The 21,492-nt window shown below is 59.3% G+C and carries 17 protein-coding genes and 1 pseudogene; 5 read left to right on the top strand and 13 right to left on the bottom strand.

The window, feature by feature from the left end; all coding sequences use genetic code 11:
- Window positions 1-31 precede the first annotated feature (31 nt).
- Window positions 32-2,098: a beta-galactosidase gene (locus tag AC27E8_RS10680; protein WP_487097744.1), complete on the top strand. Its 2,067-nt coding sequence runs from the start codon at window positions 32-34 to the stop codon at window positions 2,096-2,098.
- A gap of 95 nt (window positions 2,099-2,193) precedes the next feature.
- Here AC27E8_RS10680 and AC27E8_RS10685 read toward each other — a convergent pair whose 3' ends face one another.
- Entirely contained in the window at window positions 2,194-3,408 is a 1,215-nt protein-coding gene (locus tag AC27E8_RS10685; RefSeq protein ID WP_487097746.1) for an ammonium transporter, read from the bottom strand.
- A gap of 3 nt (window positions 3,409-3,411) precedes the next feature.
- Complete coding sequence (locus AC27E8_RS10690) at window positions 3,412-3,777, bottom strand: P-II family nitrogen regulator (protein ID WP_195867293.1); 366 nt, start codon at window positions 3,775-3,777, stop codon at window positions 3,412-3,414.
- A gap of 271 nt (window positions 3,778-4,048) precedes the next feature.
- Between AC27E8_RS10690 and AC27E8_RS10695 the strand changes: the two genes are divergently transcribed.
- The 4 genes from AC27E8_RS10695 (at window position 4,049) to AC27E8_RS10710 (ending at window position 8,308) form a co-directional block, all read left to right on the top strand.
- The gene (locus AC27E8_RS10695; RefSeq protein WP_487097748.1) at window positions 4,049-4,459 is read left to right on the top strand and encodes a helix-turn-helix domain-containing protein; all 411 of its coding nucleotides are present in this window, start codon (window positions 4,049-4,051) and stop codon (window positions 4,457-4,459) included.
- A gap of 605 nt (window positions 4,460-5,064) precedes the next feature.
- Window positions 5,065-5,913, top strand: coding sequence for an ATP-binding cassette domain-containing protein (locus AC27E8_RS10700; protein WP_487097750.1), 849 nt, complete (start codon window positions 5,065-5,067; stop codon window positions 5,911-5,913).
- Between the two features lie 958 nt (window positions 5,914-6,871).
- A complete protein-coding gene (locus AC27E8_RS10705) occupies window positions 6,872-7,519 on the top strand; it encodes a hypothetical protein (RefSeq protein WP_487097752.1) in 648 nt (215 codons plus the stop codon).
- Window positions 7,520-7,531: 12 nt separating this feature from the next.
- Window positions 7,532-8,308, top strand: a complete 777-nt coding sequence (locus tag AC27E8_RS10710) for a hypothetical protein (protein ID WP_487097754.1) — start codon at window positions 7,532-7,534, stop codon at window positions 8,306-8,308.
- Window positions 8,309-8,346: 38 nt separating this feature from the next.
- Here AC27E8_RS10710 and arfA read toward each other — a convergent pair whose 3' ends face one another.
- The 11 genes and pseudogenes from arfA to AC27E8_RS10765 all read right to left on the bottom strand — a co-directional run.
- On the bottom strand, window positions 8,347-9,852 hold the full coding sequence (arfA, locus tag AC27E8_RS10715; protein ID WP_487097756.1) for an arabinosylfuranosidase ArfA: 1,506 nt from the start codon (window positions 9,850-9,852) through the stop codon (window positions 8,347-8,349).
- A 22-nt stretch (window positions 9,853-9,874) separates the two neighbouring features.
- Window positions 9,875-10,801: a carbohydrate ABC transporter permease gene (locus tag AC27E8_RS10720; protein ID WP_487097758.1), complete on the bottom strand. Its 927-nt coding sequence runs from the start codon at window positions 10,799-10,801 to the stop codon at window positions 9,875-9,877.
- On the bottom strand, window positions 10,798-11,706 hold the full coding sequence (locus tag AC27E8_RS10725) for a carbohydrate ABC transporter permease (RefSeq protein ID WP_049784391.1): 909 nt from the start codon (window positions 11,704-11,706) through the stop codon (window positions 10,798-10,800). Before AC27E8_RS10725 ends, AC27E8_RS10720 begins: the two co-directional genes overlap by 4 nt.
- A 68-nt stretch (window positions 11,707-11,774) precedes the next feature.
- The gene (locus AC27E8_RS10730) at window positions 11,775-13,172 is read right to left on the bottom strand and encodes an ABC transporter substrate-binding protein (RefSeq protein WP_487097760.1); all 1,398 of its coding nucleotides are present in this window, start codon (window positions 13,170-13,172) and stop codon (window positions 11,775-11,777) included.
- Window positions 13,173-13,392: 220 nt separating this feature from the next.
- A complete protein-coding gene (locus AC27E8_RS10735; protein WP_487097761.1) occupies window positions 13,393-14,316 on the bottom strand; it encodes an ArsR/SmtB family transcription factor in 924 nt (307 codons plus the stop codon).
- Between the two features lie 82 nt (window positions 14,317-14,398).
- Window positions 14,399-15,592, bottom strand: coding sequence for a sn-glycerol-1-phosphate dehydrogenase (locus AC27E8_RS10740; protein ID WP_487097763.1), 1,194 nt, complete (start codon window positions 15,590-15,592; stop codon window positions 14,399-14,401).
- Between the two features lie 55 nt (window positions 15,593-15,647).
- Window positions 15,648-17,132 (bottom strand): L-arabinose isomerase, encoded by a 1,485-nt coding sequence (gene araA / locus AC27E8_RS10745; protein WP_487097764.1) that lies wholly within the window; start codon window positions 17,130-17,132, stop codon window positions 15,648-15,650.
- A 34-nt stretch (window positions 17,133-17,166) separates the two neighbouring features.
- Entirely contained in the window at window positions 17,167-17,877 is a 711-nt protein-coding gene (locus AC27E8_RS10750; RefSeq protein WP_487097766.1) for an L-ribulose-5-phosphate 4-epimerase, read from the bottom strand.
- Window positions 17,871-19,565, bottom strand: coding sequence for a ribulokinase (gene araB / locus AC27E8_RS10755; RefSeq protein WP_487097767.1), 1,695 nt, complete (start codon window positions 19,563-19,565; stop codon window positions 17,871-17,873). The genes AC27E8_RS10750 and araB overlap by 7 nt, the downstream gene beginning before the upstream one ends.
- Before the next feature lie 102 nt (window positions 19,566-19,667).
- Entirely contained in the window at window positions 19,668-21,095 is a 1,428-nt protein-coding gene (locus tag AC27E8_RS10760) for a sugar porter family MFS transporter (RefSeq protein ID WP_487097769.1), read from the bottom strand.
- Window positions 21,096-21,307: 212 nt separating this feature from the next.
- Window positions 21,308-21,492: pseudogene (locus AC27E8_RS10765) on the bottom strand (GntR family transcriptional regulator); the annotation flags it as partial.

The raw sequence follows: 21,492 nt of genomic DNA on the forward strand, positions 1-21,492 counted from the left end.
GCGAATTCAACGCGGAAGGGAAGGTTGACCTGTGGCGAAGCACGCACCCATTTTCCCGAACGTTCAAGGTTTTTTGCACGGTGGCGATTACAACCCGGATCAGTGGCTGGCGTATCCCGACGTCCTCGAGCAGGACGTCCAGTTGATGCGCGAAGCGAAGTGGAACGTCGTCTCCCTCGGCATCTTCTCCTGGGTGAGCCTGGAACCTGAAGAAGGGGTGTTCACGTTTGACTGGCTCGACGAGACCATCGAGCGGCTGACGCATGCGGGCGTGCGCATCCTGCTCGCCACGCCGAGCGGCGCTCGGCCGGCCTGGCTGTCCGCCAAATACCCGGAGGTGCTTCGCGTCGGTCCCGACGGGCGGCGCAACCGGCACGGCGGCCGCCACAACCATTGCTACACGTCGCCCATCTACCGCGAAAAGGTGCGGATCATCAACCGGAAGCTGGCGGAGCGGTACGCCCATCACCCGGGCGTGATCGGCTGGCACGTGTCGAATGAGTACGGCGGCGAATGCCACTGCCCGCTGTGCCAGGAGGCGTTTCGCGACTGGCTCAAGCGGAAGTACAAGACGCTCGATGCGCTCAACCACGCGTGGTGGACGCCGTTTTGGAGCCACACGTACACGGATTGGTCCCAGATTGATTCGCCCATGCCGCACGGCGAGATGTCGATACACGGACTCAACCTGGACTGGAAGCGGTTTGTGACGGATCAGACGGTCGACTTCTGCCGCCATGAAATCATGCCGCTCAAGGAAGTCAATCCGAACCTTCCGGTCACCACCAACTTCATGGGCACGTATCCGGGTCTCAACTACTGGCGCTTCCGCGACGTGCTCGATGTCATCTCGTGGGACAGCTACCCCCGCTGGCACACGCACGAGACGCTCGTCCCGGAGGCCGTTCACACCGCCATGGTGCACGATCTCAACCGCGCCATCCTCAAGAAGCCGTTTCTGCTCATGGAGTCCACGCCGAGCGTCACCAACTGGCAGGCGGTGAGCAAGCAGAAGCGGCCTGGCGTGCACGTGCTCGTCTCGCTCCAGGCCATCGCGCACGGCGCCGATTCGGTGCAGTACTTCCAGTGGCGCAAGAGCCGCGGTTCCTGCGAGAAGTTTCACGGCGCAGTGGTCGATCACGTCGGCCACGCCAACACCCGCGTCTTCCGCGATGTCCAAGCCGTCGGCGAGATGCTGGAGCGACTTGCGCCGATGGCCGGCGCGGAGGTGAAGGCGGACGCGGCCGTCATCTTCGACTGGGAGAACCGCTGGGCACTCGAGGACGCCAAGGGCCCGCGGAACATCGGCATGCACTACGAGGAGACGGTGGTGAACCACTACGCGGCGCTTTGGCGGATGGGCGTGCCGATGGACGTGATCGACGAGGAACAACCGCTTGACGGGTACAAACTGGTCGTCGCGCCGATGCTCTACATGGTGCGTCCAGGCGTGGCCGCGCGCATGAAGGCGTTCGTGGAGCGGGGCGGATCGCTCGTCCTCACCTACTGGTCCGGCATCGTGGACGAGAACGATCTCGTCTTTTTGGGCGGATTCCCGGGCCCGTTGCGCGAACTTGCGGGCGTGTGGGCGGAGGAGATCGACGCCCTGTACGACGGCGAGCGCGTGCCAGTTCGGGCCGTCGACGGCAATCCGCTTGGCCTCGCGGGCCATTACCAGGCGCGCGAACTGTGCGAGGTGATCCACCTCGAAGGCGCGGAGCCCATCGCGGTGTACGACGGCGAGTACTACGCGGGCATGCCAGCGGCGACGGTTCACCGCGTGGGACAGGGCAAGGTCTACTACATCGCCGCGCGGCTCGACGACGCATTTCTGCGGGAGTTCTTCGCACGGCTGGCTGCCGACGCCGGCGTGGCGCGCGCCCTCGAGCCGGAGTTGCCCGATGGTGTGAGCGCCATGGTGCGCGCGGGGGATGGCGTGGAGTACGTCGTGCTCATGAACTTCACGCCCGAGGCGCGCGAAGTGGCGCTCGATGAAGCGGAGTACAAGCCACTCTATGGCGAGTCGCCGACAGGCGGCGCGGTGCGTCTGCCCGCCTACGGGGTGAGTGTGCTCGAGCGCCCGGCGCGAAATGGGTGAACGCGGCGCGGCTTAGCCGTGAGGTCCCGAAGCGACGAATGGCGATCCGGCTGTAACGGCCGGATCGCCAGCGTCGCTTGAGGAGATGCGCACTTTCAAAGGTCGGTGAATCGCTCGAGCTCGTTGTACGCAGGAATGCCGTGGGCGACGACGTCGATGCCCTCCTCTTCCGTCTCGGCGGACACGCGCAGGCCAAGGACGCGATTCAGCACCCACCCTATGCCAATCGATGTGAGCAATCCCCACAGCGGGTACACGACGCAGGCCAAAAGCTGGACCAGGGCCAGGTGAACGTGACCGGTGGTGAAAAGGCCGCGCGTGGTGTCGAACAGGCCCACCGCGAGCGTCCCCCATACGCCGCCTGCCCCGTGGACCGCGAAGGCGCCGACGGGATCGTCCACTTTCCAGGCGTCGAGCCAGCCGGTGGCGAAAACCACCAAAATGCCTGCCACGACGCCGATGACTACGGCCGCCCAATGGGAGACGAACGCGCACCCGGCCGTGATGGCCACCAGCCCTGAGAGCACGCCGTTCATCATCATGCTGGGATCCGCCACTTTAAAGCGGATCATGGTGACCATCACCGCGGCGGCACCGCCAGCCGCAGCCGCGATGACCGTGTTCAGCGCGACGCTTGACAGGCGCGGATCGTAGGCGTTGAGCGTACTGCCCGCGTTGAAGCCAATCCAGCCGAACGCGAGGATGAACGCCCCGGCCGAGGCGAGCGGGATGTTGCTCGGCGCAAACACGTTCACGCTCCCATCGGCGTTGAATCGCTGCGCGCGCGGGCCAACGCTCTTCGCGAAGCCGAGCGCCATGAATCCGCCCATCGCGTGGATGACGGCCGATCCGGCGAAGTCCTCCATACCGAGATTGCCGAGCCACCCATTTGGCCCCCACGCCCAGTGCGCGCCGAGCGGATAGACCAACGCACAGACCAGGATGACGATGATGACATACGCGGAAAACTTCATCCGCTCCGCCACGGCGCCCGAAATGATGGACGCCGCCGCGATGGCAAACCCGATTTGAAAGAGAACGAAGGCGGCCTGCGGCACGTTCGCCGGGGCGACGGCAGGCCCGAACCCCCACAGGTGCGCGACGTCCGGTCCAAACGCCAGGTGCACGCCCACGAAGTAGAACGCGAGCACCCCGAAGGTGAGGTCCACAAACACCTTCATCGTGACGTTCACCGCGTTTTTCGTGCGCACGAGCCCTGCTTCCAACAGGCTGAACCCGCCTTCCATGAACAGGACGAGGGCGGCCGCGAGGACCACCCAGACGGCGTTCAGCGCGGTCTGTGAAGACATGAACTAGGTGTCCTCCCTCTTCTGGTTCAACTCGTCGATGGTCTCGTCGATCTCGCCGGTGCGAATGTTGTACGCCTCGAGGATGTCGTACACAAAGATTTTCCCATCGCCCATCTTGCCCGTCTGCGCGGCCCCGATGATGGCCTTGACCGTCGCAGGCACGTAGTTGTCCGAGACCACAATCTCCAGCTTGATCTTCGGATGCAGGTTGATGTCGTACGCGTGCCCGCGATACACGCCGATGGCGTCCTTCTGCTGGCCGCGCCCCTGCACCGGAATGACCGTGAATCCCGTGACACCCACCTGCCGCAGGGCCTTGATGGTGGTCTGGAGCTTCTCTGGACGAATGATGGCATCGATGCGTTTCACAAAACGTCCTCCCCGGGGCCTCGGCCCTTCGGCCGAGGGCTAGATTCAGTGTAAATCTTGCACACCGTTGTTGTCTACGCAATATGTAAATTAAGTTTACGCAAGCGCATACAAAGCTGACATGAAAATTCGGGTTCCCCGCACTGACACCCTCAGGATTGGATGGTGTAAACGACGTCTCCACACAGAACAAACCTCCTTCGCGTTCTTTCAATTCCATGGAACCTATTGACCTGGAAGATACACGCGGATATGATGAACCAAAAATGCTATGTTATGGTTGCGTTTCGCTCAGACGCAGCGTATCCCGCTGTGTTCGTCACGGTTCACTTGTGTTCTGGTCGAGGTGAGACTCGATTTGTCGAGTACGGTAAGACTCTCTGCTCGTTGCTTGTGGGACCGAGAAAGGCAATCGATTGTGCGCTCGGGAAAAGAAATTCTGTTGTCGGATATGGAGTTTCGATTGTTAGATGAATTATTCAGAAAACGCAATCAGATCGTCCCAACATCCGATCTTATTTACGCTTTATGGAATACTGCTCCTACAGCATGTCGAGCCAATCTGGCCAATCTCATCTATCGTCTTCGAAATCATCTGGGAGACCGCAGCCTCATCGTGAGCGTGCACGGAGTGGGCTACATGCTGCGAGTATCTCAAGATTATCTTGAAAAGAATTGTTAATAAGATGGTAACCATGGTTGTCGCTTAAGATGAGAGACACCGTCAGATCACGACCGTGAGCTACAGAATCTACAAGGAGGGCGAAATGCATGCGCACACGAAATTTGCTTTGGACAGGCGTTAGCGTCGTCTTTGGTGTATTCGCAGGAGGTGCGGTTGCGCTGGCAGCTGCAGTTCCACAAACGACCGTCTCGGGCAATGCAGGATATTCGTATTGTAACCTCGGCTGGGACTATGGAACAGTCGGAACAGCTGAGGTTGGTGCTCATTCGACCCAAGGTAACATCATGGGAGGTGCTTTCACAATCACATACAGTGATGGAGGTTCCCATTCGGGTCCCGTCAACTTTTGGCCTTGGCAAAAGAACTCTCCGGATTGGTCGACGAGTAACACGCACACGTTCCCTCGTGCCGGTGTGTACACTGCGACGTTGACTGGATACGCCATCGTTCAGTTACAGAACGGCCAACAAACACAGGCAACCTTTCTCGCGCCCACAAGCGCTGCGTACATCAGAGGATGATGCTATACATCCATTGAGACATGCGGATGCGCCGCTCAATCTAGGGCGGCGCTTCGCGAGCCTTTGGGAGGGCCATACGAGTTGATTGAAATTTTGCACATGGACAAACGCGTTGGGGGGTCGTGGATTCTCCGAGACGTCAACACTGTCCTTCAACCCGGGCTCACGGTGATTGTTGGCACGAACGGCTCTGGTAAATCAACCCTAATACGGTGCATTGCAGGGCAATGGCGACCTACGCGCGGGGAGATACGGCTGAACGGGAAGCCCGTCGGACGGTTAGGCCCGGAAGTGGGTGTGCTTCTCGATCCACCATCTTTCTATGAGCATTTGACGGCGAGTGAAATGCTTGCCTACTATGTTCATCTGGCCGGAAGAAAATGGACGACTGAATACGACGAGCTTCTTCACCGCTTTGGTGTGCCCGAAGGCCGTATACGTGGCTTTTCACGGGGGCAGAAACAAAGGCTAGGTATTGTCTGTAGCGTCTGGAGCCAACCGAAAGTTTGGATACTCGACGAACCCGTCACAGGATTGGACGCCCGGGGAGTCGACGCGCTGTGGAAGGAGGTCGACAGGGCTCTCCGAACACATGCAGAGCACGTTGTGATGGTACTCCACGCGGCATACGGCTTTCCCCAAAAAATTCGTCAAGTGGTTCGAATATCTAACCACACTGTGGATTTCTGTGGTTCCCGAGTCGAGTTTGCACAGCGAGTGCTTGTGGAGAGAAACGGTAAAATGGATGCGAAATGGGCAGACGTACTCAAACGGAACCACGTGCCCTTTCAAGAAGGGGAAAATCCGACAGAAATCATTCTATCCCCCGAAGATGAGATCTTCACTTACGCAGTTGAATGTCTCCTGAACGCAGGTTTTCAACCACTCGCTGACGAAACAGCGCACCACGCAAGGAGTGACACATTTTGATTCAAGCTCTTCGCGCCGAGTGGATTCGCATTCGGCGTCACTGGGTGGCATGGCTTTCCCTCGCAACCGATGTTGGATACCTCATTTGGCAGTTGCATTCGGACATGGTTGCACGCGGACCGGTGAGTGTCACTTCGAGGGAATGGACTGGCTTCTACAGTTCGGAGTACGTCATTCCTTACGTTCTAACATGGTTGTCAACTCCTTATTTATTTCGTGTTGGGATTTGGGCTGCGACAGGTGCTTTGTGGTCGTGGAACGACTGGCGGCCTTTTATGCCCTCGGAGCATCTGGTTCGATTCCGGCACGCTACGCGCACATGGGTTTTCACACGATTGAGTTCCCTCCTTGCACTTTCATGTCTTACACAGGTCGCTGGCGTCATTGTCGCGATCTGCATTTGTGTGTTCCATGGATTTTGGCCGTCTGGGGCACACCTCCTCTTGTGCATTCGCGTCGCCACTTCAGGCATCTTATTCGCGTGGACCATGGGTGTCATGGGTCTCGCGTTCATGGCACTATGGTCCAACTTCGCACTTGGTGCGCTCAGTGCCTGGACCGCATGGTGGCTACACTTCACGACGGAGCCCCGAATCTTGAACGCGATTACCCTATTCATATCTCCGACATTCTCGTGGTGTCTCGCGGCTGCAAGTCCATTTGACAACCTGAGCGTTTTGACACAAACCATGTTTACATGGGGTACGAGCCTCGCTGCTCGCGGATCGCCAACCTCTTATCCGTTTACCGATGCAAGTCATATTGGTGTCTATCTTGGAAGCAGCGCGAGCACTCATTGGATTCTCATGCGCTATCTTCCAACACCGTTCGCTGCTTGCGCCCTGCTCGGCGCCGAACTCACTCTTTGCATCGCATTTGCCGCGTGGACTTTTGGAAAGGTTGGCAGATTCGAACCGAAACACTTGGTGCGCCAGGACGTTCGTGCGGAGGTGGACGCGTGAATTCCGTTCGCAAATTCATCACCACCGGGTTCTGTGTAGCCATCGGAGTGATGCTGTTCGCGTACTATGTCGTCATTCCGGGATGGACGCACCATTCAGATGCCGCGAGGCTTCGTACAGCCGAGCAGATGTGGGCCGAGGCACATTCGAAGAGTCTTCGTATGCGAGACCTTGTCGTCGCGAAGATCGGTCCTTACAGCCTGACTAGCAGAGATGTATATTTTTTCTACATGAGTACTCGACAGTCACAGAGTGCGATGGAATCAGCCCTTCGCTCTCCTAATGCATCCTCGTTTGAAGACAGCTGCTCAGGACTTGTGCAGTCGTTGGCGCTGATGGTTGGGGCAGCGCAGAAGTGGCACATCTCTATCCCGCCCGACTTGTCAGGATACATTAGAGAGCAACTATCGCCGTTCTCCGATGCCAGACCATCAAATTGGTCAGTCGCTATGATGAAGGTTCGAGCGAACCACCTATCCTGGGAAAGTGAAGTTGACTGGATTCCAAGTTTCGTCGCAGCACAGTTGGCGAAGCGCTTTCCGCAAGTGCTTCAGAACATGAACAAAGACTTGCAGGCTTACCGCGCCCATGTAGAATGGATCATTCCCCCAGACAAAGCGCTGTCTCTCATTTCGTCAACGTGAGGAGGTGCTCGATTGTGGAAGACCGTTCGCCGCCCGTTTGTTTTGGGCGGCTCGCTTTGGTGGATAGGCAGCTTAACTTACGCGTTAGCAGTATGCGCTACGCAAAGCTCAGGATTGGGTTCTAATATTCATCCGAACCTTGTCGAGACCGTGGAAATCGCTCTCGCGTGGACGAATTCGCCTGTATCCACATTTCTGTTTGGCGTCTGGATTTCGTTCATGTTTTGGGACGATATGCGCCAAGGCATGGATGGAGAATTCCGTGTTCGAGGCTTGACATTTCTGAATATGCTTTGGAGGCGCTCCGCTTGGCTGATGGCGGCCGTGACGCTGGGACTGTTGTTGTTGATCGCATTCCTCTCGGCGGGAATTCTCGCCTATCCTTCACTGGACTCGCAATCTCCGCAATTCGTTCCGACTGCGTGGCTCCTTGCCACGACAATACTCAAGCTAACGTTCATCGCAGCTACAGCGGCTGCTGTAACCACCGTCAGCCACGCACTTGTCGCAGGAACGCTCTACAACTTGGCTTTGTGTATGTGGATGATCCGGGGTGAACGCCCAGGGTCCGGGGTACTTGTACCCCTCAGTCCTTGGAGCATTCTCGACGCACAGGCCGTACGCGAGATTCCTGATTTGCGCAAAGCCGCCCCATGGATGTCGGATATGGCCGCGACGTCTCCCATCATCATGACTGTGAGTGTGCTCCTTTTCTTGGCGTGGACCGCGATCATCCTATCCTCGGCCATGAGGAAGTATGGGACCCGCGTCGAACGTGCTCATTTTTAAGGGCCGGGCCGCGTCTGACGCGGCCCACCTAGCGGCCTTTACACGGACAATTGAATCACGTTCCAAGACAGCGCCGGCAGCTCGACCGAAAGCCGCCCCGCGTCCACAGCGCCGATGGACCGCTTTTGGGGGACGACCTCGTCAGGGCGGTCTTTCGTATTGACTGCTTTCATATTCGGATGCGTGAGCACGATGTGCTCTTTGGACCGGGCGTTGGGGAATCCGCGCAGGTCCACGTCGAGCGCGAGCGGCTCCTCAGCGCGGTTCACCGCCAGGAGGACGAGCTCTCCCGCCGCCTCGTTCCACACCGGCACCGCCTCCAGATACGGCACGTCCGTGAAGTCCTTGCTGTCGTATTTCGGCGACTCCACCGGCGCATACAACACCACGCCGCGCGCGAGGTTCGAGGCGTGCGCAAACGGATAGAAGATGGTCTGCCGCCAGCTCGGGCCGCCGTTTTCCGTCATGATGGGCGCAATCACATTGACCAGCTGCGCGAGGCACGCAATCCGGACGCGATCGGCGTGCTTGAGCAGCGTGATGAGCATGCAACCCACTACGAGCGCGTCTTCCATCGTGTACACGTCTTCGAGAAGCGGCGGCCCCACCTGCCAAGGCTCGACCTGTTTGTCCGCCTCGTTCGAGTGGAACCACACGTTCCATTCGTCGAAGGAGAGATAGATGGTTTTGTTCGAGCGCTTTTTCGCGCGAACGAAGTCGCATGTCGCCACGACGGTACGGATGAACGCGTCCATGTCCAGCGAAGAGGCCAGGAAGTTGGCGAGATCGCCGTCGCGGTTGCCGTAGTACGTGTGCAGCGACAGGTAGTCCACCTCGTCGTAGGCGTGCTCGAGGACAATCCGCTCCCAATCGGGGAACGTGGCGATTTTGGAGCCGGAGCTTCCACACGCGACGAGTTCAATGGACGGATCGACCCACTTCATGACCTTGGCGGCCTCCTGCGCGAGGCGGCCGTATTCGTCTGCGGTCTTGCGGCCGATCTGCCAGGGACCGTCCATCTCGTTGCCGAGGCACCACACGCGGATGCCGTGCGGCTGCTCGACACCGTGCTTGCGGCGAAGGTCGCTCCAGTAGCTTCCTCCGGGGTGATTGCAATATTCGACAATCTGCTTGGCCTCTTCAATGCCGCGAGTGCCGAGGTTGACGGCCATCATGACCTGGCTGTTCGCCTTCTTCGCCCAACGCGCGAATTCATTGAGGCCCACGCGATTCGGCTCCAGGCTGCGCCAGGCGAGATCCAGCTGGACGGGGCGCTGTTCCACGGGCCCCACGCCGTCTTCCCAACGGTAGCCCGAGACGAAATTGCCCCCGGGATACCGAACGATGGGAACGTTCAGCTCTTTGACGAGATCGATCACGTCCTGGCGAAATCCGTCTTCGTCCGCGGTGGGATGGCCGGGATCGTAAATGCCGCCGTAGACGGCACGGCCGAGGTGTTCGATGAAGGACCCGTAGATGCGTGGGTCGGTCTCCGCGAGGCGGTACGCCGGATCGATGGTCATGCGCGCTTTCAGGTTGGACATAGGGGATTCTCCTTCTCTAGCTCTAAAGTTTTACGCTTCCCTGTGTCAGCCCGGTAACAATTTGCTTTCGGAACAGGATGAACCCAATGATCATCGGCAGGATGGACAACAGAGAAGCCGTAATCACAAGTTGATAAATAGGCATGGATTGGTCTGCCGCAGGTGTAGCGATCAGGCTTAGGAGAACATCCACACCAACCGGCAGTGGATAGAGCGATTGGTTGTGAAGAAGCACCAACGGTAAGAAAAAGTTGTTCCATGTCCCTATAAAGCTAATAAGCAGGAGTGTGACAATCGCTGGGCGAATCACAGGGAGTACGATCCTCCAAAAGATCGTCCGTTCCGGTGCCCCGTCCACCTTTGCGGCCTCCAGCATTTCGTTGGGCACCACATCGCGGATATAAATTCGGAGGAAATACACGCCAAAAGGACTTGCTATCAGTGGAAGGATGACCCCTAGATACGTGTTGACAAGATGGAGCGGCTGTTCAATTACGAACAGAGGAATGGTCGCCACTGTTCCTGGAATCATCATGGAAGCAAGAATCACATAGAAAAGGACTTCTCTTCCTCGGAAATCGAATTTCGCGAGTGCATAGCCCGCCATCGCACTGACCAAACACGTGAGTATGGCGACGGATCCGGAGTAGATGATAGAGTTTAGGAACCATCTTGCAAATACGCCATTATTGTAAGCAAAGAGTAAGCGAATGTTTTGGAGCAACTCTAGACGCTTCGGCAATGAAAATATACCTGTACTCTGTAGTTCTGCTTGCGTCTTGGTAGATGCAATCAGTAACCATACCACCGGAATGAGAAAGTAGACCGCAACCACCACGAGGAAGGCCATCACCAACACCGTTACGAAATGGCGGACGAACGCCGAATGAGGCGATGCCGAGCTGTCAGCTCGCACATTTGGCCTACTCTGAAAGACGCTTGTACTCATGTGCTCAACACCTCTTCAGACGACATCCGCAGCGCAGTCCGCTCTCGCGAGCGACGCCCAATTACGCGGGCAGCGATCATGACGCACGCCGAGATGAAAATAGTAATAGCGCCCAGAAGCACGGCAAGCGTCGCAGCGTAAGGAAGGTTCGTAAGATTGAACGCCATCGCATAGATATCCATATTTGGCGTGAACGTCTGAGATATCGGCGTCAACGCGCTCAGGAGAAACGGTTCGTTGAACAGCTGCATCGATCCGATGAAGCTGAGAATGACTGTCATGAGAATGGTGGGCCTCAGCAACGGAAGCTTAATGTGCCAGGCCAACTGGAACTCGTTGCATCCGTCTACTATCGCTGCCTCGTACAAATCTGTCGAGACCCCGGTTAAGGAGGCTGAGTAGAGGGTCATGTTATACCCGGCCCATTCCCACGTTGCGATGTTGATGATGCTGTAAAGTAGGGCTGCCGAGGACAATGGGTCAAAGTGAAGTGCTTGTAAAAGGGGATCCAGTGGCTTGGAGTACAGAAACCCCCACATGATCGACGCAAATACACCCGGCACTGCATATGGAAGAAAATAGATCAATCTGAATAACGGTTTCCATCTCGCATACTTCGTGTCCAGTACGAGGGCCAAAATCAACGAGAGTACAATCATGATGACTCCTTGCAGGATTGCATATCGGATGACGTTCACAACAGAACTCCAAAACGCCCCGTCTTGGAACGCGTTCACGTAGTTTCGAAATCCGACAAAAATGGGTTGGCCAAATCGTTCGATGAAAAGACTCGTGTAGAAGGCGTAAAGCAACGGTGCGAAAAGAAAGGCAATGAACAGAAGAATAAAGGGCGCCAAAAACGCAGCGGCTGACGCGTTCCTCGAATGTCTGAGAGCAGCCCGCACTCGGCATCACATCCTTTCGCTTTCAGGGACGCCCTCGAGCTAGACAGCTCGAGGGCACTGGGCCGAATTCAAGTGGTCACGTTATATCCCTGGGAGCGAGCGTAATTCACGACCGCCTGCTGGACATTCGCCAAAGCCTGCTGCACACTTTCCTTACCCGAGAAAGCCTTGCCTATCTCAGTCTGCAGTTCGTTAAACACGTAGCTTGACCACGGGCTCCACTGGAACTTGGTATTCACACGAGGAGACTCTTTCTCGAACACGTCGACATTGGCAGGCTGGTTGTCGAGCGCTGGATTCGGCTGCTTGAACGACGGGATGTCGAATCCGGCAGTTGCCGCCGGGAACAGCCCGCCACCACCGTCTTTCGCAGGCGCAACGTCGTGCGCCAACTCCGCAGGCGCGGCATTGATGAAAGCCGCAAATATAGCGGCCGCTTCGGGATACTTGGTCGCTTTCGTCACGGCCTGGACAGAGCCTCCCCAGTCTCCATCCATGGTATCGCCCGGCGTCCACTCGGGAATGAAAGCGGCCCGCCACTTATGGACAGAAAGGTTGTGATCATACGGGACAAGGATCTCGCTGTCGTACCAAGCGGATCCTACCGCGGTGGCATAAAGACCCGCGTTGATGTTCTTCTGCCATTCCGGGGAACCAGCTGCAATACTTTGCACAGCACCGGCCTTGACGAGCTTCTGCCACATCGAGAACACTTGAACCGCCTTAGGTGAATCAATATCTACTTTCCAATTGTTACCTGACCCCTGGAACGGAACGCACCCCGCTTGCCACAACAGGCCAAACATCCATTGACCATCATTGTTTGAGAAATAAGAGAAATATTTCGAAGGATCAAGCTTATGGAACTCTAATGCCTCTTGTTGAAACTGACTCCAAGTGGTTGGAACCTTCAGATGATACTTGTTGAACAGCGAACTCTGGTAGAAGAGCCCCATCGGACCCGTGTCTTCTGGAATTCCATACACGTGGGAACCAACGGACACCTGATTCCAGGTCCACGGCGTGAAGCGACTCTTTAGCTGAGATACCCATGGAGAGATGTCCTGCAGTGCGCCTGTTGCGATGTACTCAGGCATGACATCGAATTCAAGCATGACAACGTCCGGAATACCACTGCCCGCCTGTATTACGGTGCTAAATTTCTGGTACTCGGTCGCACCTGCGCCTGCATCCACCAAATGAACCTTGATGTTCGGATAGTATTTTTCAAAAATATCGACTTCTTTTTGCGCATTGGGAACCCAGGACCACCACGTCAGCGTTGCCTTGCCGTTATATTGGGGTAATGGCAGCCCATCAACCATCTTTACGGACGCTGAACCTGCGGCGGTCTGATTCGTAGCGGTTGACGTTTGGCCGGACGACGTGCCACAACCAGCGGCAAGGACCGCCAACGCCCCAGTCATCGAGCCGACCACCGCTGTCTTTTTGTGTAGCTTTTTCATACGGACAACGCCCCCTTTTTTAAAGTCATACGTACAACTCAGGTGAAGACCCATTGACGACTCCGAACCCAACGAACACCCCCTCAAATATTTTAGACCCATGCTCAACAATGCCTGCTCTCAACCTCTGAATGCGCTTTCTATGTACAGAATAAACAAACATCTCAGCTTCGTCAATAACAAATTTATATCATGATTAATTATTTTATTTTTTATTAAATCAATCTCTGGCCCCACGCCCGTAGATCACGCGCACTTTGATGTCCTGATCGTAGTGCCCGAATCTCCGGCCAAAAATGGTCATCCCACCCACGTGGCGCGCGTGCTCCGGCACCGAGAATCGCAGCGGAATGGCATGCCCCCGAAACGGCTGCAGATCCTCAATGGTCACGTCTGAGATTTTGCACCCGTCGATGAAGGTGCCTTCGTGGTTCACGCGGACGAGTTTCAGATGTCCGTACTGGTTGAGATGCGGCGGCCACCAGCTCGGATTCTGCCGGCCGCGCTCGTCTCCGAAATCGCCCGGGCTGGTCCAGTAGCCGATGTCCACGCCGTTAATGGAGAAGTGAATGTCGGAGGGATAGTCGTTGTTGTACGACGGCGCCTCGGAGGCCAATTCCGCGATAATCTGAATTTCCTCCACCGGCCTGTCCGTGCGAATGAAGTTCGGGATCCAGTACTCCAGATACCCTTTCGTAAGCCACACAATCTCGGCGTCGATGTGCTGCGGGTCGGCGAAGTAGCGCGGATCGTCAAACGTGCCGATGATGGTCTCGGCCGTGGCCAGGCCGCAGGTGGGCCACACCTCGAACGACACATAGTGGCCCACACGGATGTCCACCTCGTACACGTCCTGGTCTTTCGTCTCCGGGGCGAGTTCCACGAGGATCTTCTGTTCGTTGACGTAGCAAAACTTCTGCAGCCCGTGGCGCGCCCCCGCCGTCTCTGTGACCACGAGTCCGCATTCCTCGAGCTTTCGGACGTGCTGCGTCACCGCGCCGTTCGTGATCCCAAGCCGTTTGGCGATCTCGTCCATGTTCAGCCGCCCATGTTCGAGCAAGAGCTCCAGCAGCGCGACGCGGACCTCCGAACCCAGCGCCTTGAATAGCGGCAAGCCCGACCGCAACTCCTTGATGTGAATCACCCTATCACCCACCCCGGCCGTTATCTTCACATGAGTATAAAACAAACCGAGGCCCTGCGGCAGCGGGCGACAGGGCGACACCTCAGAACATGTTGGTCTCGTTCAACAGTCGAAGCATGGTGTAGCGGTTCCTGAGCTTGTGCGCGCGCTTCAAGCTCGCCGACACAAGGCTTCGTTCCACGCCCAGTTCGGATGGCTCCGCCGGGGCGCCAATGCGGCGCATGAGCGACCGGACGTGATCGCCGGACGGAATCGACGCCAGAATCGCGCGCACCTCTTCCTCGCGCCCCGCAAGGGACGCCCACGGCGCCTGTCCCGCACGCACGGCCTCCGCGACCGCGTCCTCCACGTGCGCGTGATAGACGTCCGCGATCACGCCGCACGCCGCGGCCACCTTGAGGCCATGGAGGATCTGGCGCCTGCCGGATCGAAGGAACTCCATCTCCCAGTCGTGCGACAGATGGTGTTCTCCGCCGGACGCCGGATGGGACTGCCCGAACAGGAGCATCACAATCCCGGACAGGATGAGCGCCTCCATCAGGCTGCGAATGGCGTCGGTCCGCGCGCGGGCGAGGCCGTCCGCCTGCGCCACGGCCATCTCCAGCGCTTCGCGCGTGAGCCCCGCCAGATGGGCGCAATACGGCTCCCCCGCCGCGATGGCCCCGAACGCCCAGTCCGCGAGCGAGGTGGATTTGCCGATCACGTCGCCGAAGCCCGCCCACACGAGTTCCCTCGGCGCCCGTTCGAGAACGTCCGTGTCCGCGAAAAGCGCGATGGGCGCCTGCGTCTGGTAGGTCGTCTTGATGCCGCGCACGATGAGCGGCGCGCCAGCGGACGTGAATCCGTCGACCGACGGCGCCGTCGGCACGCTCACGAACGGAATTCGCATCTTGTAACTCGCAAACCGGGCGATGTCGTGGAGCGTGCCCGAGCCCACCGCCACGAGCGCCTCGACGTCCGTGCCCGCCGCGATAAGCGCCTGAACAATGGATCGCTCGTCCGCCACCACGTCGCCCTGGGCATTCGGCTCGATGAGGCAGGCCGTCCACAACACGCCGAGGTCGGTCAAGCCCTGGGCGAGAGCATCGCCCGCCGCCGCGCGGGTGTGCTCATCCATTACGAGAACCACGCGCCGGTATCGGGCTTGGATCCACGCCGCGGCGTTTGCCAAAGCTCCCGGTCCCACCTCGAGGTGTTCCAGCGGAATGGCTTGATGTCGCTGGCCGCACGGGCAGTCCGTCTCAAGCCTCTTGAGGTCATTCAAGCTCCATCTCACGCGCGTTCCCCCCAAAACAACGCGGGGCTGCGCCTTGGCAGCCCCACACCTTCGCTCAGCGACCGTACACCGCCTCGTTCCACCGAAGCTCGTTCGCAATCTGGCGCGGCGTCGAGTGCTCGTCAATGACGACGCACTCCACGCCCATCATGTCGGCGAGGTCCTGCAGTTGCTCCACCGTCACCCGATATGAGAACACCGTGTGATGCGCGCCGCCTGCGAGAATCCAGCTCTCGGCCGCCGACGCGAGCGACGGCAGCGGCTTCCACAAAACGCGCGCCACGGGTAACTTCGGCATCGGGCGATCCGGCTGAATGGCCTCCACCTTGTTCACCACCATACGGAAGCGATGGCCGAGATCGACGATGGTGGCCTGCACGGCGGGCCCGCCTGCGCCGTCGAACACCAGCCGCGCCGGATCCTCCTTGCCGCCGATGGAGAGCGGGTGCACCTCCACGCGCGGCCGCGTCGCCGCGATGGTCGGGCACACCTCCAGCATGTGCGCGCCGAGCACCATCTCGTTGCCCGGTTCGAAGTGGTACGTGTAGTCCTCCATGAAGGACGTGCCCTCGCCCTCGGCCAGGACCTTCAGCACGCGCACGAACGCCGCCGTCTTCCAGTCGCCTTCGCCGCCAAAGCCGTAGCCGTCGGCCATCAGGCGCTGCACCGCGAGGCCCGGCAGTTGCCGCAGCCCGTGCAGGTCCTCAAACGTCGTCGTGAATGCCTCGAAGCCGCCTTCCTCGAGGAAGGACCGAAGCCCAAGCTCGATGCGCGCCTGTTCGCGCACGGCGTCATGCAGCGGGCCGCCCTTCTCGCACCCCGGCGCGAACTCGTAGAGCGTCTGGTATTCATCGATGAGCCGGTCGATCTCGGCCTCCGACACCGCCCGCACGCGCTCGGCGAGATCGCCCACGCCGTAGCCGTTTACGGACCAGCCAAACCGCGCCTCGGCCTCCACCTTGTCGCCTTCCGTGACGGCAACCTGGCGCATGTTGTCCCCGAAGCGCGCGACTTTGAGCCCCCGGCTCACAGCCGCCGCCACCGCCGTCAGGGCCCATCTGCGGATCCTCTTCGCCACCTCCGGGTCCTGCCAGTGGCCAACAATGACCTTGCGCGGCATGCCGAGGCGAGTCACCATGAACCCAAACTCCCGGTCTCCGTGCGCCGACTGGTTCAGGTTCATGAAGTCCATATCAATCGTGTCCCACGGGATATCCCGGTTGAACTGCGTGTGCAGGTGCAACAGCGGCTTTTGCAGCGCCATCAGGCCGCGAATCCACATCTTCGCCGGCGAAAACGTGTGCATCCACGCGATCACGCCCGCACAAGCGTCGTCCGCCGACGCTTCGAGGCACAGCCTGCGAATCTCGTCCGCATCCTTCAAAACGCCCTTCCAGCGCAGAACATGCGCGTTGCCGACGGCCGCCTGGAGCGCCGGCACCATCTCTCGCGCATGCGCTTCCACCTGGGCGAGAGCCTCTTCCCCGTACAGGTGCTGACTGCCCACCACAAACCAGAATTCATAAGCCGGCATCTTCATCCAACCATCTCTCCCATCGACTCGTCCGGACACCTCAGTGCGCCGCCGCGCCGGGTTGACCGTAATACGCGTTCTTTCCATGCTTGCGCTGATAGTGCTTGTCAAGCAAGAACGAATCCATCTGCGCCTCGCCGCCCGCAAGAAGCAGGGTGTCGCGCGCCATCCGCGCCACCACCTCGAGCACCACGGCGTGATACACGGCCTCCGCCGGGTCCTTCCCCCACGTAAACGGCGCATGGTTCGCAAGAAGCACCGCCGGCATCGCGACGGGATCCAGCCCGCGCGCGCGGAACGTCTCGACAATCACCCGTCCCGTCTCGAGCTCGTAGCCGCGCTCCACCTCGTCCTTCGTCAGCGGCCGCGTCACGGGCACATCCCCGTAAAAGTAGTCCGCGTGCGTCGTGCCGAGCGCCGGGATGGGGCGCCGCGCCTGCGCCCACGCCGTCGCGGCCGGGGAATGCGTGTGCACAATGCCGCCAATGGATTCAAACGCCTTGTACAGCTCGAGGTGCGTCGGCGTGTCTGACGACGGCCGCAAATCGCCCTCCACGACGCGTCCGTCGAGATCGACCACCACCATGTGATCGGCAGTCAGCTCGTCGTATGGCACGCCGCTCGGCTTGATGACCACGAGGCCGTCCTTGCGAGAAATGCCGCTCACGTTCCCCCAGGTGAAGGTGACAAGACCGTGCTTGGGCAGGGCCAGGTTCGCCTCGAGGACCGCTTCTTTCAGTTCCCTCAGCATGTCTTCACCTCTTCCTGCGCCACGGCGCTCTTGATGCGCTTCAGCACCTTCATCACGTTGTTTTCGCCGCGGCCGAAGTAGTCGTACAAGCGCGCGTACTCGCGGTACAGCTCGTCGTACACCTTGACGGCGCTCGGGTTCGGAACGTACGGCTTCTCGCGCACGCTGCCCATCTCCCGCGCCGCTTCCTCAATGGAGTCGTATCCGCCGCGCGCCTTCCCCGCCGCCACAGCGCCAAACATCGCCGCGCCGAGCGCCGGCGCCTGCGTCGATGCGCCGATGTAGATGGGCATGTTGAGCACGTCCGCGTAGATCTGCATCATCAGCGCGTTCTTCTGCGCAATCCCGCCGCACGCGTACATCTCGTCGACCGGCACGCCGCTCGCCCGGAAGGTCTCGACAATCATCCGCGTGCCGTACGCCGTCGCCTCGATCAGCGCCCGGTAGATATCCTCTGGCTTCGTGGCGAGCGTCGCGCCGATTAGAAGACCCGTGAGGTCCGCGTCGACGAGCGTGGATCGGTTCCCATTCCACCAGTCGAGTGCGAGAAGGCCCGTCTCGCCCGGTCTCAGCTTCGCCGCCTTGCGCGTCAGGAGATCATGGATGCCGATGCCCTCGCGACGCGCTTCGTCCCAGTACGCCGGCGGTACCCCGTTTTCAATCCACCACTCGAAGTGGTCTCCGACGCAGGACTGCCCAGCCTCATACCCCATGTACCCCGGAATGATGCCATCCTCCACCACGCCGCACATGCCTGGCACCGCGCGCTCCTCCGTCCCCAACAGGACGTGGCAGGTCGACGTGCCGATGATCATCAGCATCTTGCCCGGCTCGGTGATCCCGACTGCCGGCATCGACACGTGCGCATCCACGTTGCCCACGGCCACCGGCGTCCCGGGCAAGAGCCCGATGCGGCGCGCCATCGCCTCCGTCAGCTCTCCTGCCCGCGATCCGATGGGCAGGATGGGCCCCCAAAGCTTCTCCTCCACGACGTGCTCCAGGCGCGGATGAAGAGCCTTGAAGAAGTCGCGGCTCGGATACCCCGTCCGCTTGTGCCAGATGGACTTGTACCCCGCCGGGCACGAGCTGCGCACGAGCTTACCCGTCAGTTGCATCACGATCCAGTCGGTCGCCTCCACCATGGCGTCCGCCGCATCGTAGATCTCCGGCGCCTCGTCGAGGATTTGCCAGATCTTCGGGATCATCCATTCCGACGAGATCTTGCCGCCGTAGCGCGCGAGAAACGCCTCCCCGCGCTCGCGCGCAATCTCGTTCAACTTGTTCGCTTCGTCCTGCGCGGCATGGTGCTTCCAGAGCTTCACGTACGCGTGCGGATGCCGTTCAAAGCGCGGCTCCAAGCAGAGCGGCGTGCCGTCGGCCCGAATCGGAAGCATCGTACAAGACGTGAAGTCGATGCCGATGCCGATCACGTCCTCCGGCCGCACGCCCGACTCGCGGAGAAGCCGAGGAATCGTCTCCTCGAGGACCTCCACATAATCGCGCGGATGCTGGAGCGCCCAGTCGGGTTCCAGGCGCGTCACCCCATCCGGCAGGTACTCGTCCATCACGCCATGCGTGTACTGCTTGACGGCCGTCGCAATCTCGCGACCTGTCCCAATCTCGACCAACACGGCGCGCCCGGACTGCGTCCCGTAGTCCACGCCAATCGAATATTTGCCCATATCCATCCCCACATTCCTTCGCGCATTCAGAGGGTGGAACCGCAGACATCACCTCAATTGTACTTACAAGGTCGATCGAGCACAATGAGTTATTCGGACAAGTCGAGGTCAAAAATGGGCCCGCTTTGCGCGTTCGTGCGCCTCTCGCTGCGACGGCGACACCCCGCTCCCCGAAGCCATCCAGATGGATTCAATCTCTTCCAGGGAACGGTTTTTCGTCTCCGGCACCCAGGCCGTCACGAACAGCACCCCGAGGATGTTGATGACCGCAAAAATCCAGAAGGTATAGGCGCCGCCGAGATCGTTCAGCAACACCGGCGTAAACTGGCCGATGGCCCAGTTGGCTCCCCACAGGAAGATGGTCGCCACGCCTGCCGCACGGGCACGCAGGTGGTTCGGAAAGATTTCCGGAATCATGATCCAAGGAATCGGACCCATCGACACACTGAACGCCGCCGTGAACCCCATGATGAACAGCACGAGCCAGAACCCGTTGTGAACGTGCAGGTAAAAGGTCAAGCCCATCAGCGCCATGAAGATGGCCATCAGCGCGGAGCCGACGATCATGAGCGGCTTTCTGCCGACGCGATCGATGAGGACGACCGCGACAACGGTAAATACAACCCACATGGCGCCGAAGAACGCTTGAATCTCGAAATCGGAGTTGAGGCTGAAGCCCACCATCCTGAAGATTTCGGGGCCGTAATACGTCACGGCGTTCATGCCGATGATTTGGTTGAACAGCGCAAGAAGAATCCCGACACCCAGCGCCTTGCGCCACCCGGGCTTCAGAAGATCCCGGATGCTTGCAGCGCTTTCACTCGCAATCGATTCGCGAATGGACTCGAGTTCACGTTGACCAGCACTCGTTCCATTGATGCGCACCAAGATCCGCAGCGCCTCGTCGATCCGGCCGACCTTCGTCAACCACCGCGGACTTTCCGGCGCAAACAAAAGGACGAAGAAGAAAATCGCCGCTGGCACCGAGCCGAGCCCTAGCATCCAGCGCCAACCTGTGTGCACGTCCCAGGCAACCGATCCGGAGCGCTGAATCAGGTAGTTGGTCAGGTAGGTCAGAAAGATGCCGATGATGGTGAGCAACTGATAGAGCGACGATAGGGCCCCGCGGATGTGCGTCGGCGCACACTCGGAAATATAGGTGACCGAGAGCGCCGATCCCATGCCGATGCCGAGACCGCCGACGATTCGGGCAAGAATGAGCGTGGTGACATCCGACGAGATGGCAGACACAAACGCCGCGATCGCGAACAACACAGCAGCCGTCATGAGAACCTTGCGGCGCCCGACGCGATCGCTCAAGAAACCGGATACGGCCACGCCGATGACGCCGCCGATCATGATGCTGGAGATCACCAATCCCTGCATGAAAGGTGAGAGGTGATAGAGCGTTTTCAAGAAACCGATGGCACCGGAAATCACAGCGGTATCGTAGCCGTAGAGCAGCCCTCCCATTGCGGCCGCCAGCGAGATGGTCACCGCGTAGGCACGAGAGCCTTGCGTCTGCTGAGTGGACATGGCGCACCTCCTCCAAGCTGTGGGCACGACGTCGGCCGAAAAAATGTCCGGACAACGATGTTTAAAATCTATAATGTACGTACAACTTGTAGAATAAAGCGGTTTCTTGTCTTTGTCAATGCGCTTTCATGCGCACAAATGAGGAAGACCGGCCGCCGCGAGGCCGGTCAACTCATCGATGCATGCAAGTCGTGGGATACTGGCCGCGAGTCTCACGCGGTGCCGACGGCCACCGGTGCCGTCGAACTTCGAATCACCAGCTTGGGCTCGTACACGATGGACCCTGGTTCCTCAGCGTCGCGCTTCCCGCGCTCAATGGCACGCATCACCCACTTCGCCGCGTCCAGCCCCATCTGCGTCTTCGGGTGCTCCACCGTCGTTAGCTTGATCTCCGTCG

The sequence above is a fragment of the Alicyclobacillus sp. CIJ1 genome (assembly GCF_057538885.1).

Coding starts and splice junctions, on each gene's coding strand:
- AC27E8_RS10685 (WP_487097746.1), bottom strand. CDS start 3,408: ATGTCTTCACAGACCGCGCTGAACGCCGTCTGGGTGGTCCTCGCGGCC.
- AC27E8_RS10695 (WP_487097748.1), top strand. CDS start 4,049: ATGTTATGGTTGCGTTTCGCTCAGACGCAGCGTATCCCGCTGTGTTCG.
- arfA (WP_487097756.1), bottom strand. CDS start 9,852: ATGTCCAACCTGAAAGCGCGCATGACCATCGATCCGGCGTACCGCCTC.
- AC27E8_RS10720 (WP_487097758.1), bottom strand. CDS start 10,801: ATGAGTACAAGCGTCTTTCAGAGTAGGCCAAATGTGCGAGCTGACAGC.
- AC27E8_RS10730 (WP_487097760.1), bottom strand. CDS start 13,172: ATGAAAAAGCTACACAAAAAGACAGCGGTGGTCGGCTCGATGACTGGG.
- araA (WP_487097764.1), bottom strand. CDS start 17,132: ATGAAGATGCCGGCTTATGAATTCTGGTTTGTGGTGGGCAGTCAGCAC.
- AC27E8_RS10750 (WP_487097766.1), bottom strand. CDS start 17,877: ATGCTGAGGGAACTGAAAGAAGCGGTCCTCGAGGCGAACCTGGCCCTG.
- araB (WP_487097767.1), bottom strand. CDS start 19,565: ATGGATATGGGCAAATATTCGATTGGCGTGGACTACGGGACGCAGTCC.
- AC27E8_RS10760 (WP_487097769.1), bottom strand. CDS start 21,095: ATGTCCACTCAGCAGACGCAAGGCTCTCGTGCCTACGCGGTGACCATC.